This window comes from Sphaerisporangium aureirubrum, from assembly GCF_042658925.1.
Taxonomy (GTDB): Bacteria; Actinomycetota; Actinomycetes; order Streptosporangiales; family Streptosporangiaceae; genus Sphaerisporangium; species Sphaerisporangium aureirubrum.
Genome location: NZ_JBHSRF010000009.1, coordinates 78,877 through 91,605, shown reverse-complemented (window position 1 = coordinate 91,605; position 12,729 = coordinate 78,877). Strand labels below are relative to the sequence as shown.

Annotated in this window: 15 protein-coding genes; 7 read left to right on the top strand and 8 right to left on the bottom strand. The window is 71.6% G+C overall.

Annotation, left to right across the window (positions count from 1 at the left end):
- Nucleotides 1-102: 102 nt before the first annotated feature.
- From ACFP1K_RS09540 to sigE, 3 genes are all read right to left on the bottom strand, one after another.
- Entirely contained in the window at nucleotides 103-1,881 is a 1,779-nt protein-coding gene (locus tag ACFP1K_RS09540; RefSeq protein ID WP_380749203.1) for a trypsin-like peptidase domain-containing protein, read from the bottom strand.
- Nucleotides 1,882-2,036: 155 nt separating this feature from the next.
- Nucleotides 2,037-2,570, bottom strand: a complete 534-nt coding sequence (locus ACFP1K_RS09535) for an anti-sigma factor family protein (protein ID WP_380749200.1) — start codon at nucleotides 2,568-2,570, stop codon at nucleotides 2,037-2,039.
- Nucleotides 2,567-3,226, bottom strand: a complete 660-nt coding sequence (sigE, locus tag ACFP1K_RS09530) for an RNA polymerase sigma factor SigE (RefSeq protein ID WP_380749197.1) — start codon at nucleotides 3,224-3,226, stop codon at nucleotides 2,567-2,569. The genes ACFP1K_RS09535 and sigE overlap by 4 nt, the downstream gene beginning before the upstream one ends.
- Before the next feature lie 190 nt (nucleotides 3,227-3,416).
- On the opposite strand from sigE, the gene ACFP1K_RS09525 reads away from it, so the two are divergent.
- Nucleotides 3,417-4,067, top strand: a complete 651-nt coding sequence (locus tag ACFP1K_RS09525) for an O-methyltransferase (protein WP_380749194.1) — start codon at nucleotides 3,417-3,419, stop codon at nucleotides 4,065-4,067.
- Nucleotides 4,068-4,079: 12 nt separating this feature from the next.
- Here the strand turns inward: ACFP1K_RS09525 and ACFP1K_RS09520 are convergent, their stop codons facing one another.
- Both ACFP1K_RS09520 and ACFP1K_RS09515 read right to left on the bottom strand, forming a co-directional pair.
- On the bottom strand, nucleotides 4,080-5,516 hold the full coding sequence (locus tag ACFP1K_RS09520; protein ID WP_380749191.1) for a leucyl aminopeptidase: 1,437 nt from the start codon (nucleotides 5,514-5,516) through the stop codon (nucleotides 4,080-4,082).
- Between the two features lie 105 nt (nucleotides 5,517-5,621).
- Nucleotides 5,622-5,789 (bottom strand): DUF3117 domain-containing protein, encoded by a 168-nt coding sequence (locus tag ACFP1K_RS09515; RefSeq protein WP_114033903.1) that lies wholly within the window; start codon nucleotides 5,787-5,789, stop codon nucleotides 5,622-5,624.
- 179 nt (nucleotides 5,790-5,968) lie between these two features.
- Between ACFP1K_RS09515 and ACFP1K_RS09510 the strand changes: the two genes are divergently transcribed.
- The gene (locus tag ACFP1K_RS09510; protein ID WP_380749188.1) at nucleotides 5,969-6,757 is read left to right on the top strand and encodes a PaaX family transcriptional regulator; all 789 of its coding nucleotides are present in this window, start codon (nucleotides 5,969-5,971) and stop codon (nucleotides 6,755-6,757) included.
- Nucleotides 6,757-7,599 carry an enoyl-CoA hydratase-related protein gene (locus ACFP1K_RS09505; RefSeq protein ID WP_380749185.1) on the top strand — a complete coding sequence of 281 codons (843 nt, stop codon included), beginning with the start codon at nucleotides 6,757-6,759 and terminating at the stop codon, nucleotides 7,597-7,599. The genes ACFP1K_RS09510 and ACFP1K_RS09505 overlap by 1 nt, the downstream gene beginning before the upstream one ends.
- Nucleotides 7,600-7,633: 34 nt before the next feature.
- On the opposite strand, the gene ACFP1K_RS09500 is transcribed toward ACFP1K_RS09505, so the two are convergent.
- The 3 genes from ACFP1K_RS09500 to ACFP1K_RS09490 form a co-directional block, all read right to left on the bottom strand.
- The gene (locus ACFP1K_RS09500; protein ID WP_380749182.1) at nucleotides 7,634-8,011 is read right to left on the bottom strand and encodes a VOC family protein; all 378 of its coding nucleotides are present in this window, start codon (nucleotides 8,009-8,011) and stop codon (nucleotides 7,634-7,636) included.
- Between the two features lie 146 nt (nucleotides 8,012-8,157).
- Nucleotides 8,158-8,721 (bottom strand): DNA-3-methyladenine glycosylase I, encoded by a 564-nt coding sequence (locus tag ACFP1K_RS09495; protein WP_380749179.1) that lies wholly within the window; start codon nucleotides 8,719-8,721, stop codon nucleotides 8,158-8,160.
- Nucleotides 8,722-8,759: 38 nt separating this feature from the next.
- Complete coding sequence (locus ACFP1K_RS09490) at nucleotides 8,760-9,374, bottom strand: hypothetical protein (RefSeq protein WP_380749176.1); 615 nt, start codon at nucleotides 9,372-9,374, stop codon at nucleotides 8,760-8,762.
- Between the two features lie 119 nt (nucleotides 9,375-9,493).
- Between ACFP1K_RS09490 and ACFP1K_RS09485 the strand changes: the two genes are divergently transcribed.
- From ACFP1K_RS09485 to ACFP1K_RS09470, 4 genes are all read left to right on the top strand, one after another.
- On the top strand, nucleotides 9,494-9,778 hold the full coding sequence (locus tag ACFP1K_RS09485) for a hypothetical protein (RefSeq protein WP_380749173.1): 285 nt from the start codon (nucleotides 9,494-9,496) through the stop codon (nucleotides 9,776-9,778).
- Between the two features lie 171 nt (nucleotides 9,779-9,949).
- Entirely contained in the window at nucleotides 9,950-10,591 is a 642-nt protein-coding gene (locus ACFP1K_RS09480) for a GOLPH3/VPS74 family protein (protein ID WP_380749170.1), read from the top strand.
- A gap of 32 nt (nucleotides 10,592-10,623) precedes the next feature.
- Entirely contained in the window at nucleotides 10,624-12,093 is a 1,470-nt protein-coding gene (locus tag ACFP1K_RS09475; protein ID WP_380749167.1) for an APC family permease, read from the top strand.
- Nucleotides 12,090-12,677, top strand: coding sequence for a GNAT family N-acetyltransferase (locus tag ACFP1K_RS09470; RefSeq protein ID WP_380749163.1), 588 nt, complete (start codon nucleotides 12,090-12,092; stop codon nucleotides 12,675-12,677). Before ACFP1K_RS09475 ends, ACFP1K_RS09470 begins: the two co-directional genes overlap by 4 nt.
- Nucleotides 12,678-12,729 lie beyond the last annotated feature (52 nt).

Here is a 12,729-nt window from a genome sequence, read left to right as displayed (position 1 = left end):
ACCGGCGTCTCGCCGGCACGTCTGGCCGCCCCCGGCGGCCTGGCAACAACCAGACTAATGTCCCTGTCCGGCTGAGGCACCACACGGTGCGGAGGGGAACACTCAGGACGGCTGGGGGGTCGGCACGGCGACGGCGTCGACGGTCACCGTCGCGGTGCGCACCTGGCCGTCCCGCTGGTACTTGACGGCCACCTTGCTGCCCGGTGCCTTGCTGCGGATGGTGACGATCAGCTCCGACGGCTGGGTCATGGGGGTGCCGTCGATCTCAAGAATGATGTCGCCCGCCTTCAGGCCCGCCTTGTCGGCCGGGCCGCCGGGGATCACCGGCTCCAGGCCCTGCGACGCCTCGGTGGCGATGCGCACGCCCTCGCCCTGGTAGTTCTCGTCCAGGGAGATGCCGATGCGCGACTTCTTGGCGGTGCCGGTGGCGATGAGCTCTTCGGCGATGCGGCGCACGTGGTTGATCGGGATGGAGAAGCCGAGGCCGATGCTGCCGCTCTGGCCGCCGCCGACGGAGCCGCCGAGCGTCGCGATCGCGGAGTTCACGCCGATCACCTCGCCCGCGCCGTTCACCAGGGGGCCGCCGGAGTTGCCGGGGTTGATCGCGGCGTCGGTCTGGATGGCGTTGATGAACGACGACTCCGAGCCGCCCTCGCCGCCGGCGGTGACCGGACGGTTGAGCGAGCTGACGATGCCGGTGGTCACGGTGCCGGTCAGGCCGAGGGGCGAGCCGATCGCGATCACCGGGTCGCCCACGACGACCTTGTCGGAGTCGCCGAGCGAGATCTCCGGCGAGCCGTAGGTCGTGTCCGGCTTGACCACCGCGATGTCCGAGCTCGGGTCCCGGCCGACGATCCGGCCTTGGGACGACTTCTTGTTGCTGAAGGTGACCTTGATGGTGCCGTTCGCGGAGGCGGAGGCCACCACGTGGTTGTTGGTGACGATGTAGCCACCCTTGATCAGGAAGCCGGAGCCGGTACCCGCCTCGCTGTTGCCCCGCACGTCCAGGGACACCACGCTCGGCAGCACCTTGGCCGCGACGCCCGCCACCGAGTCAGGCGCCCGGTTGATGATCGCTCCGGTGGGCGAGCCCAGGGAGTACGTCGGGTCGAGACCGGCGCCGGCGGGCCTGGTCAGCAGGTAGGTGCCGACGCTGCCGGCCGCGGAGGCGACCAGCGCGATCACCACGGCCAGCACGGTCAGGGTGCCGGTGCGCGGGCCGCGGCCGCCGGGGCTCCCCGGCTCGCCGGGGCCCGGCCGCCCCGGGCCGATCCCGCCCGGCTCGGCGAACGGCCGTCCCGGCGGGGGCGGCGGCGCCCAGCCGCGTCCCATGCCGTACGCCGCGCGCGGCGGAGGCGGGGAGAAGGAGTCGGAGGGGGAGGCGAAGGTGTCGGACGGCGAGCCGTACGAGTCGGTGCGCGTCCCGTACGACTCGGTGCGGGCGCTGTAGGACTCCGTGCGGGCCCCGTAGGCGTCGCTGCGCGGAGGGTACGGCTCGGCGGGCACGTGGTAGGCGCCGGTGGTGTAGGCGGCGTAGGGGTCCGCGGAACGGCCGTAGGAGTCCTGGCCGCCGCTCGGGTAGGCGGGCAACGGGCCGCCGGCCGGGTTGCCCCAGGCGCCGCGGTCGTCCGAGCTCGCCAGGATCTCGGGCGCGGCGTACGTCCCGCGCGCGGTGAAGGGGTCCTCACGCGCCGGATCGGCGGAGTACGCGTCGTGGCCCGCACCGGACGCCCGCTCGGGCACCGCCTGCTGATCGGCGGGCAGGAAGCCCGGCCGCCCGGTTCGATCGCCGTCCCCGGCGGGCCGCGCTTCGCCACCCCCCGAGCGGTGCGATGGACCGGCCACGTCCTCGTCCTCGAAGGCACGTGTGTCGTCGCTCATCGATCGCTCACTCCCGGAACACAGTCGACTCGGCTACGCCAGATTGTCCGTGTGTCCTTATACGCGGGGCGTAAACGGGGACCTGACGCGGCCCCCCCGATGGTATGCCCGCGTGGGAACGAGCGCGTCCCCGCCCGTGGACGGGGACCGCCGAATCATTGACGGGGAGTGGGAACGCCCGCCTTGCTCTGCCAGACGCCGCCCGTCGGGGTCACCGTGACGCGGTGCTGGTTGGCGAACATCTCGACCGGCGGCGCCGAGGGGCGGTTCTCCGGTCCGCCCACCATGAACAGCGTGCCGAGGGCGACGGCCGCCGAGGCCACCCCGACCGCGACGTAGCCCGCCCGGCGTCCCGGGCCTGTGCGCGCCGGGCCCCGCTGCGCCGCCCCGCGCCGCGGACGGTTGTCCGCCGGGGAGCCGGTCAGAGCATAAGAGGCAGGTGCCGGAAAAGGACGCACCCTCGGCGGGAGCGGCCCCCCAGGCTCGGCCATGCGCAGCAGTGATGTGGTGAGATCGGCCGGCATGCCGGGCGGAGGCAGGGAACGCAGGCGGCTCTTCAACGCCCGGATCGCATCCAGCTCCGCACGGCAGTCGGCGCAGAAGGTCAGGTGCGCGAGTGCCCGCTCGCGCTCGGCGTGCCCGAGTTCACCGTCTACGAGCGCTGACGCGCGCTCTCCGAGATGGCTCATGCTCCCTCCCTGGTAACGGTCGGGGGGAGTTCGTCGCGGCGGGGCGCCCGGTGTTCGAGCGCCTCGCGCAACTGACTGCGACCGCGATGGATTCGGCTGCGAACAGTGCCCAGCTTCACGCCCAGCGTCGCCGCGATCTCCTCGTAGGACAGGCCCTCGATGTCGCACAACACCACCGCGGCCCGGAACTCCGGGGCGAGCGCGTCGAGCGCCGCCTGGATGTCCGGCTCCATCTGGGCGTCGTCGAACACCTGGGCCGGCGACGGCTCCCGCCCGCGCAGCCGCTCGGCGGCGTCGTCGGCGAGGCCCTCGAACCTGATGCGCTGCTTTCGCCGCGCCATGTCCAGGAAGAGGTTGGTCGTGATCCGGTGCAGCCAGCCCTCGAAGGTGCCGGGGGTGTAGCTGGACAGGGATCGGAAGACCCTGACGAAGACCTCTTGGGTGAGGTCCTCGGCGTCGTGGACGTTGCCGGTCAGGCGGTACGCGAGGCGGTAGACGCGCGCCGAATGCTCGCGGACGACCTCCTCCCACGTGGGAGGAATCCAGTCCGCGCCTGGCAGCCGGGGGTCACCCCCTGGGAACGCACTGTCGGGAGTATCGGTCTGGTGGTAATCGTCCACCAGGACTCCTCTCTCCGGGACCACCGCTACAGCCATAGTGCCTGCTTTCGTCCCTTCGCGCGTACCTGGGGGCCAATGACATCCGGACCGCGTCCGTGGCTGGCCTTGAACAAAGGTCGTTCAAAGCGTGCAACGTACCCGTTGTGGCGTGAGTTCCCGTTCGGCCCCGTCTCCCCTAGGCTGCGACCAAAACGTGTCGCATGGTGAGAGCGGGAAGGAGAGGCCGATGGCCCCGACACCGACCAGTCCGGTGCAGGCCACGCTGGCCTACGCCGAGGAGTTCCATACCGAGGACGAGATCCTGACGGCCGCCAGGCGGAACGGCGCCGAGGTGGGGGCGGTCCCCATCCTGCCGGGCGGCGGCGCCGCCCTGTGCTTCCTCGCGACGGCGATCAGCGCCAGGTCCGTGGTCGAGGTCGGCACGGGCTGCGGGGTCTCCGGGCTGTGGCTTCTGCGCGGCATGCGGCCGGACGGCACGCTGACCAGCGTCGACGCCGAGCCCGAGCACCAGCGCCTGGCGCGCCAGGCGTTCGCGGCGGCGGGGTTCTCCGGCAGCCGCATCCGGCTCATCAGCGGACGTGCCCTGGACGTGCTGCCCCGCCTGGCCGACGGCGGCTACGACCTGGTGTTCTGCGACGCCGCCAAGCAGGAGTACGGCGACTACCTCGCCGAGGCGGTGCGCCTGCTGCGGCCGGGCGGCATCGTCGCCTTCGACAACGCGCTCTGGCACAACCGCGTCGCCGACCCGGCGCAGCGCGACCCCGACACGGTGGCGATCCGCGAGCTCGGCAAGCTCGTCCGCTCCGACGACCGCCTGCGCGCCCTGATGATCCCTCTCGGCGACGGCCTGCTCGCCGCCGTGAAGACCTCCGACTGACCCCGCGCCCCGCTAGGCCAGCCACTCCAGCAGCAGCCGGGTGCCGAAGCCGGTGGCGCCCTTGGTGTACACGCCGTCGTCGGCGGCGCTGCGGGCGACGCCCGCGATGTCCAGGTGGGCCCATCGCCTGCCGCCGGTGAACTCCCGCAGGAACAGCGCCGCGGTGATCGCGCCGCCGCCGTACTTGCCCTCGGCGTCGATGTTGGCGAGGTCGGCCACCGAGGAGTTCAGCGCCGGGCGGTACTCGTCGATCAACGGCATCCGCCACAGCGGGTCGCCGCTGGCCGCGCCCGCGGAGGTCAGCTCCGCGACCAGGTCGTCGTGCGCGGAGAACACCGCGCCGAGGTCGCGCCCGAGCGCGATGCTGATCGCGCCGGTCAGCGTGGCCAGGTCGATCACGGTGTCCGGCTGGAGGACCTCGTGGGCGTACGCCAGGGCGTCGGCCAGCACGAGCCTGCCCTCGGCGTCGGTGTTCAGCACCTCGACCGTCTTGCCGCCGTAGTGCCTGATCACGTCCCCGGGGCGCTGCGCGGAGCCGGACGGCATGTTCTCGGCCGCGGCGACCAGGCCCGTCACCCGGGCGCGGACGCCGAGGTCGCGCAGGGCGCCGAGCACCGAGATGACCACGGCGCCGCCCGCCATGTCGGTCTTCATGAACTTCATGCCCTCGGTGGGCTTGAGCGACAGCCCGCCGCTGTCGAACGTGATGCCCTTGCCCACCAGCACGACGTGCGTGCCGTCGGGGTCCTCGGGCACGTAGGACAACTCGATCAGCCGCGGCGGGCTCGCCGATCCACGGCCGACGGCGAGGATGCCGCCGAAACCACCGGCCGCGAGCTCCTCGGGCACCCACACCCGGGAGGTCAGGCCCGAGCGGGCGGCCACCTCGACGGCGCGTTCGGCCAGCCACTCGGGGTTCTTCTCCGAGGCCGGCGTGTTGGCGAGGTCGCGGGTGAGGGCCGTGGCGTGCGCCTTCACCTCGGCCCGGCGCAGCGAGAGGTCCGCCTGCTCGGGGCCGAGGACACGGATCTCGCCCACCGCCTTGGAGCGCTCCGCCCCGATGCGGAAGGTGTAGCAGGCGAGCAGGGCCCCTTCGAGCAGCGCCGTCCACCCCTCGTCGCCGGCGCCGCGCGGGAGCGTGAGTTCCAGCGCCCGGCGGCCCTTGGCCCGGCGCGCGACCGCGGCACCGGCCTTGCGCAGCGCGGCGGCCGAGCGGTCCCCCACGCCGTAGAGCAGTACCCGGCGCACGACGTCACCGTGCGTGACCGGGACTTCCACGATCTCCCCGGCCTCCCCCTTGGCGTCGTGGTGCGCCAGCAGGGCGGGCACCGGGACGGGGAGCGGCAGGTCGACGGTCAGGTCACCCCCGAAGGGGACGGCGGCGAACTCGGCGTCGTCCTTCGAGTCGGCCGGTGACCCGGTTAAGTGGAGCGCGGTCTCGATGGGCATGGTCCTCCCCCTGCCTGGATATGCGACGGCCCCGGCGTGGGGGCGCGCGGCCCGGCCGCCGGGGCCGTCAACTCGCCTGTATCGAATGGTTGTGTCAGGGGTATGTCAGCCGACGACGTTCTTCAGAGCGTCGCCAAGGGCTCTGGCCTCATCCGGTGAAAGTTCGACGACGAGCCGGCCGCCACCCTCCAGAGGGACCCGCATGACAATGCCCCGTCCTTCCTTGGTGACCTCCAGCGGACCATCGCCAGTCCGCGGCTTCATCGCCGCCATGCGTCTGTTCCCTTCCTGCCTCGGCCTGCGCGACGCCGAACGCGCTCCTCGCATCCGACCGCTCGCCGCTTTCACGTCTTCTGTGACGTCCTATTATCCCGCCTCGCGAGCGCACATGGGTAACGATCTCCTCCCAGAATGCGTTGTCCGGGGACCGCGCGCGGAAGAGACTGGACTACGTGAACGCCCGTGCCGCGCTATTCGATCTTTACGGGGACCACTTGCGGATCCGCGCCGGACGCGCGTCCGTGGCCGCGCTGGTGCGGCTGCTGGCGCCGCTCGACATCGCCCCGCCGGCCGTCAGGACCGCGATCTCCCGCATGGTGCGGCAGGACTGGCTGGCGCCGGTCCGCCTGCCCCAGGGCCCCGGGTACGCGCTGACGCCGAAGTGCGCGCGGCGGCTGGACGAGACGGCGCTCCGGGTCTACCGGAGCGGGTTCGCCCCCTGGTCGGGGCGCTGGCACGTGCTGGTGTTCCAGCCGGTGCGCGACCGCGGGCGGCGGGAGCGGCTGCGTGCCGACCTGTCGTTCCTAGGCTACGCCTCCCTCTCGGAGAACACCTGGATCGGCCCTCGGCCCTCCCCCGAGCTGGACGCGCTGCTGGAGGGCCAGACCCTGCCCGCCGACCGGTTCGACAGCACGCTCGACGGGGACCCGAGGTCGCTGGTCGCCCGCGCGTGGGACCTGCACGCCATCGCCCACGCGTACGAGGAGTGGATCACGCACGCCGCCTGCCTGGTGGGCGGGCTGGCCGCCGACGCCCCCGACGACCGTGTGTTCGCCGCGCGTAGCAGACTTGTGCACGGGTGGCGGAACTTCCTGTTCCGCGACCCCGGCCTGCCGCAGGAGCTGCTGCCGCCGGGGTGGCCGGGCGACAGGGCCCGCGCGTACTTCGAGCAGGAGGCGGCCCGGCTGCTGCCCGCGGCTGCCGCCTTCGTCGACCGTAACCTGGACAAGGGAGTCCATTGATGGATCAGCCATCCGCCACGGCGCCCGGAGCCCCGTCGAGCACCGCCGACGTGCACGGCCACGACCACGTGCTGACCGCCGTGGCGGATCAGGTGGCCACGATCACCCTGAACCGCCCGGACGCGATGAACTCGCTGACCCTGGTGATGAAGGCCGGCCTGCTCGAAGCACTGGAGCGGGTGCGGGACGACGCCGACGTGCGCGCCGTGCTGCTGACCGGCGCGGGGCGGGCGTTCTGCGGGGGCCAGGACCTGCGCGAGCACGCCGCCAACCTGAAGGCGGGAGCCGGGCTGGACGACACCGTGCGCGCGCACTACAACCCGATCATCATGACCATCATGGGCATGGGCAAGCCGGTGGTGGCCGCGGTGAACGGCGTCGCCGCCGGCGCCGGCGCCTCCCTGGCCTTCGCCTGCGACTTCCGCGTGGCCGCCGAGGAGGCCCGCTTCGCGACCGCCTTCGCCGCCATCGGCCTGGCCCCCGACTCCGGCGCGTCCTGGACCCTCCCCCGCCTGGTCGGCCCCGCCAAGGCCCGCGAGCTGCTGCTGCTCGGCGACCACGTGGACGCCGCCCACGCCCTGGAACTGGGCCTGGTCACCTCCGTCGTCCCCGCCGCCGAGCTGGCCGAGAGCGCCCGCGCCCTGGCCCTCCGCCTGGCCCAGGGCCCGACCTTCGCCTACGGCGCCATCAAGCAGGCCCTGGACTACTCGGCCGCCCACCCCCTGGAGGACTCCCTGGCCATGGAGGCCGACCTGCAGGACGCCTGCGCCAAGACCACCGACCACACCCGCGCCACCGAGGCCTTCCTCGCAAGACGCACCCCGGAGTTCGAGGGCCGCTAGGGCCCGTGCCGAAAGCAGCGCGTCTTCGGTGATGTCAGGAAGATGTCAGGCAGAAGGGGTGGCCGGCCGGGTCCAGGAGTACCCGCCAGCGTCCGTCGCCGGGCTGATGGTCCGGTTTGGCCGCGCCGAGTTCCAGGGCCAGCTCTTCCATCGCATCGAGGTCGTCGGCGCGGAAATCCAGGTGGAACTGTTGTGGCACGTCCTGACCCGGCCACTGCGGGGCCCGGTATCCGTCAACCCTCTGGAACCCGAGATCACAGCCGGAGTCGTCCGTCAGAGCGACGAACTCGTCCGTACCAAATAGTTCGCGCATCCCGGTCAGTGCACCGTAGAAGCCCGCCAGCGTCCGTGGGTCGGCACAGTCCAGAGTCACCCCTCGCAGTACGGCGCCTGGCACCATTCGCTCCTTCACGTCCGCGCGTCTGTCTCCGTGAGCCGCCGCCGCACGCGATCACCGGTCACAGCCACACCGTACTCGCCACATGCACCGCTGAAGTAGCGGTTTATCCCTGCCTCAGAGCAAACGGGTGGCTGTGACCGGCGCTTTCGGCACACGCCCTAGCCGCGGCGGGCGCAGCAGTCGGCCAGGTGGTCGTTGACCAGGCCGATGGCCTGCATCATCGCGTAGGCGGTGGTGGGGCCGATGAAGCGGAAGCCGTTTCGCTTCAGGTCCTTGCTCAGGGCCGTGGAGGCCGGGGTCGTGGCGGGCACGTCGGCCAGGGTGCGGGGTACGGGGGAGGCGGGGTCGGCGTATCGCCAGACGAGGTCGGACAGGCCGCCGGGCAGTTCGGCGGCGGCGCGGGCGTTGGCGACGGCGGCCTCGATCTTGGCGCGGTTGCGGACGATGCCCGGGTCGGCGAGCAGGCGCGCCACGTCGGCCTCGCCGAAGGCGGCCACGGCGGGGATGGAGAAGCGGGCGAACGCGGCGCGGAAGTTCTCCCGTTTACGCAGGATGGTCAGCCAGGACAGGCCCGACTGGAAGCCCTCCAGGGTGAGCCGCTCGAAGACCTGGTCGTCCCCGCGCACCGGCCGACCCCACTCTTCGTCGTGGTAGCGGATGTACTCGGGGGACGACCCGTCGGCCCATCCGCAGCGGACGACCTCCAGAGCACCTTCCGTCATCGGGCAACACCTTCACCGTCGTCGAACAAGCCGTGTGTTCAGGCTTCCTTCGACGCGGGACGCTCACCGGCGGGCACATCGGATCCGTTGGCCCCGGCCTTCGCGTCCCCCGGCTGCGCCTTGACGTCGTCCACCGGGTCGTCGGACGCCTTCTCGGGAACGCTACCCGACGGCTCCGACACTTCCGGCGCGGCGGCCGGGCCGGAGGCCAGGGGCCCGGCGGCCGGGGGCGAGACGGCCAGGGGCTCGGCGGCCGGAGGAGGCGCGGAGGCCAGGAGCTCGGCGGCCGGAGGCGCGGAGGCCAGGGGGGCCCAGGCCGGGCGGCTGAAGGTCTCCTTGTCCTTGCGGGCCTGGACGCGGTCGGCGAGCAGCTCGGCGAGCCGCTGCTCCAGGACAGCGATGTGGGTGTCGCGCTCGCCGAGGGCGGTGGCGGCGCGATGCAGGGTCTCGTCGACGCTGCGCGTGTTGTAGCCCACGAGGCTCACCGGCAGCTGCAACGCCATGACGTCGACCGCCGTGAGCTGCCCGGGGTCGGGCAGGTCCAGTGGAGGCACGTCGGGGGCGAACTCGGCGAGTTGCCCGCCACGTCCCTGGGAGACCATCACCACGCAGTACAGAACCGCCAGCGCGGCGATCGCTAGAAGGACCAGCACATACGAATCGTGCCACATCGCGGCCTTTGACCGCGCGCCGTTGTCCCTCAAGATAGATCTCCGCCCACTCTGGACAGCGCGGAATTCCTCGCCAGCGGCGATGTGACAGCATCGGGACCATGACCCCGGTGACGGTGATCGGCCTGGAAGAGCCCCTCGACCCCTCGTGGACGCAGGCGCGCTCCCCCGCCGAGGCCGAGCGCCACGTCGCCGCCGGCCGCACCGTCGTGGTCACCCTGGAGGGCGACGAGCCCACCCAGCTGGCCACCGCGTCCGTCTACGCGTGGCTGGGGGCCCGCGTCTTCCGCACCTCCCACGGCGCGCAGGTCCGCACCGCCCTCGACATGGTCGAGTCCCTGGCCGGCCGCCGCCCGCCCACCCTCACCCGCCGCGGCCTGGCCTGACCCGAGGACGGACCAGACCGGAGGATTCGGCTATTGCGGATTTAATGCATTAAACCGACAGAATCATGTTCCGCCCCATATCTACTGACGAGTATCGGAACACGCTTTCTCATAACAATCAGAACTGTCTCCGATGACAGATTTGACAATTCGCCTATATCATCACGGCTCGTGGCTAAAGCTGATCTTTCGCGCCCGTCGCTGGCCGACGATCTGTACTTTGTCATGCACGACGACGTCACCGGCCGCGCCCGACTACACACCCGGCTAGCGAGCCTGGGCCTGGCGGGCGCTGTCATCGGGGAGTTGATGCTCGCCGAGCGCGTCACCGTCGAACTCGCCTCCGGCCAGGACCGCCTCTACGTGACCTCGCGGCAGGCCACCGGAGATCCTCTCACGCAAGGCGTGCTCGACCACATCGTCGCCGAACCGCAACATCCGGTGGTCACCTGGCTGCTGTTCTTCGCCCGCACCGTCTACGCCGATATCACCGCCAGGATGATCGCCGCGAAACTGCTCAACCCGCCGGGGCGGCACCTATTGAAAAATCAACCAGCCACCCCGGTGAACGCGAACACGGCCGCGTGGCCCCTCGCACGGCTCAACCTCGCCGTCCGGCATCGCACGCCGCCCGTGCTGGAGGACTCCGTCCTCTACGGGCTCTTCGCCGCCACCGGCGGCGCCCAGCGGACCCTGTGGGAGCACGACCCCGCGTTCGTGGCCACCACGCTCGCCACGCTCCCCGTGCCGCTGCGCAGACTCGTCGTCCAGACCGAGGTCACCGTCGGCAAAGCGGTCATCAGCCGCCGGTGACCCACCCTTCCCCCACCTCACGGAGTTTCCGGATGTCAGTCACAGGGCAAAGGCCGAGCGCCGTCTCCGCGGCGCTGGCCAAGGATCGGCTCGGTGTGCCGTCGGTCGTGTTCTTCGTCGTCTCGGCGGCGGCGCCGCTGATGGTCGTCGCGGGCTCGGTCCCGACCGCGTACACGGTGACGGGAGTCATCGGAGTGCCGTTCGGGTTCCTGCTGCTGGGCGCGATCTTCGCGCTCTTCGCCGTCGGCTACGTGACGATGGCCAGGCACGTCGTGAACGCGGGCGCGTTCTACGCCTACGCCGCCCAAGGGCTCGGCAAGACGGCGGGCGTGGCCACCGCGTGGGTGGCATTACTGGCCTACAACGCGCTGCAACTCGGCCTCTACGGCATCATCGGGTCGGCGGCCGAGCCGCTGCTCGCCGACTGGTTCGGCGCCTCGCCGCCGTGGTGGGTGATCGGGCTCGCCGCGTGGGCGGTGACGGGTGCGCTCGGCCTGCTGCGGGTGGACGTCAACGGCAAGATCCTCTCGGTCCTGCTGGTCAGCGAGATCGCCGTCGTGCTGCTGTTCGACCTCGGCGACCTCACCCACGCCGCCCCGAGCGGCATCAGCTTCGAGGGCTTCAGCCCCGCCGCGCTGTTCGTGCCCGGCGTGGGCGCCGCGCTCGCCACCGTGGTCGCCGGGTTCGCCGGCATCGAGTCGTCGGTGGTCTTCGCCGAGGAGTCCAAGGACCGCGACAGGACCGTGCCCACCGCCACCTACCTCGGCATCGCGATCATCGCGATCCTGTACTCGTTCTCCGCCTGGGCCCAGATGGTGCCGACCGGCCCGGACGGCATCGTCAAGGCCGCCACCGAGCAGGGCCCGCTGCTCGTCTTCAACCAGGCCGCCACGCACATGGGTTCCGCCATCGCGACGATCGGCTCGGTCCTGTTCGTGACCAGTAGCATCGCCTGCATGATCGCCTTCCACAACACGACGGCGCGCTACATCTTCGCCCTGGGCCGCGAGAACGTGCTCCCCTCGGTGTTCGGGCGCACCTCGGCCCGCACCGCCGCCCCGGTCGCCGGATCCCTGCTGCAGACGGCGCTCGGGCTCATCGTGATCAGCGTCTACGCGATCTCCGGCCTCGACCCGGTCACGAAGCTGTTCTTCACCTTCGGCGCGTTCGGCGGGCTCGGGCTGCTGACCCTGCTCACCGTCACCTCGATCGCGGTGATCGTGTTCTTCTCCCGCAACCCCGCGCGGGAGACGACATGGCGCACGCGTGTCGCCCCGGCCCTGTCGACGGTCGCGCTGAGCGTGATCATCGGGATGACGCTGATCAACTTCGACACCGTGCTCGGGGTCGCGCCCGACTCGCCCATCCGCTGGATCCTGCCCGGCATCTTCGTGGTCGCGATCGTCTTCGGCGTCATCTGGGCCCGCGTGCTGAAGGGCACCAGGCCCGAGGTGTACGCCAACATCGGTCTCGGCGCGCAGGCGGTCGGGGGCTCCAAGTGAAGGTCGAGATCACCCGGCTGACGGACGCCACCGAGGCCGGCGAGATCATCGCCGGCACGTTCAGCACCGACGAGATCAGCGCGTGGCTCGTCCCCCCGCGGGCCGAGCGGCTGCCGATCCAGCGGCGGTTCTTCACCATGCACACCGCGCACGCCATCGACCACGGCGTCGTCTACGGCATCCAGGTGGCGGGCGAGCTCATCGGGGCCGCGGTGTGGTTCGCCGCGCCGTATCCCGACATCCCGGGCGAGGAGGAAGAGATCGCCGCCTTCGCCGGGGAGCACGCCGAGCGTTACGGCATCCTCGGCGGGCTGATGGAGAAGCTCCACCCGCACGAGCCGCACCACTATCTGTCGTTCATCGCCCTGAAGCCGGAGCGGACCGGGCGCGGCCTCGGCACCCTGCTGCTGAAGGAGCACCACCGGCAGCTCGACGCCGAGGGCATCCCGGCGTACCTGGAGGCCAGCAGCGAGGCGAGCCGGCGGCTCTACCTGCGGCACGGCTACGTGGACATGCCCGAGCTGCTCCGGCTCCCGGGCGGCCCGGTCATGTACCCCATGTGGCGGGCACCGGTGGCCAGCTAGCGACGCCGCCGGCCGTGCCGACGAGGGACACGGCCGGGTCTCCTCCCCTCCC

Bases quoted from the DNA above. Each gene is read 5' to 3' on its own strand.
- ACFP1K_RS09540 (WP_380749203.1), bottom strand. From the start codon at position 1,881: ATGAGCGACGACACACGTGCCTTCGAGGACGAGGACGTGGCCGGTCCA.
- ACFP1K_RS09535 (WP_380749200.1), bottom strand. From the start codon at position 2,570: ATGAGCCATCTCGGAGAGCGCGCGTCAGCGCTCGTAGACGGTGAACTC.
- sigE (WP_380749197.1), bottom strand. From the start codon at position 3,226: ATGGCTGTAGCGGTGGTCCCGGAGAGAGGAGTCCTGGTGGACGATTAC.
- ACFP1K_RS09525 (WP_380749194.1), top strand. From the start codon at position 3,417: ATGGCCCCGACACCGACCAGTCCGGTGCAGGCCACGCTGGCCTACGCC.
- ACFP1K_RS09520 (WP_380749191.1), bottom strand. From the start codon at position 5,516: ATGCCCATCGAGACCGCGCTCCACTTAACCGGGTCACCGGCCGACTCG.
- ACFP1K_RS09515 (WP_114033903.1), bottom strand. From the start codon at position 5,789: ATGGCGGCGATGAAGCCGCGGACTGGCGATGGTCCGCTGGAGGTCACC.
- ACFP1K_RS09505 (WP_380749185.1), top strand. From the start codon at position 6,757: ATGGATCAGCCATCCGCCACGGCGCCCGGAGCCCCGTCGAGCACCGCC.
- ACFP1K_RS09495 (WP_380749179.1), bottom strand. From the start codon at position 8,721: ATGACGGAAGGTGCTCTGGAGGTCGTCCGCTGCGGATGGGCCGACGGG.
- ACFP1K_RS09485 (WP_380749173.1), top strand. From the start codon at position 9,494: ATGACCCCGGTGACGGTGATCGGCCTGGAAGAGCCCCTCGACCCCTCG.
- ACFP1K_RS09475 (WP_380749167.1), top strand. From the start codon at position 10,624: ATGTCAGTCACAGGGCAAAGGCCGAGCGCCGTCTCCGCGGCGCTGGCC.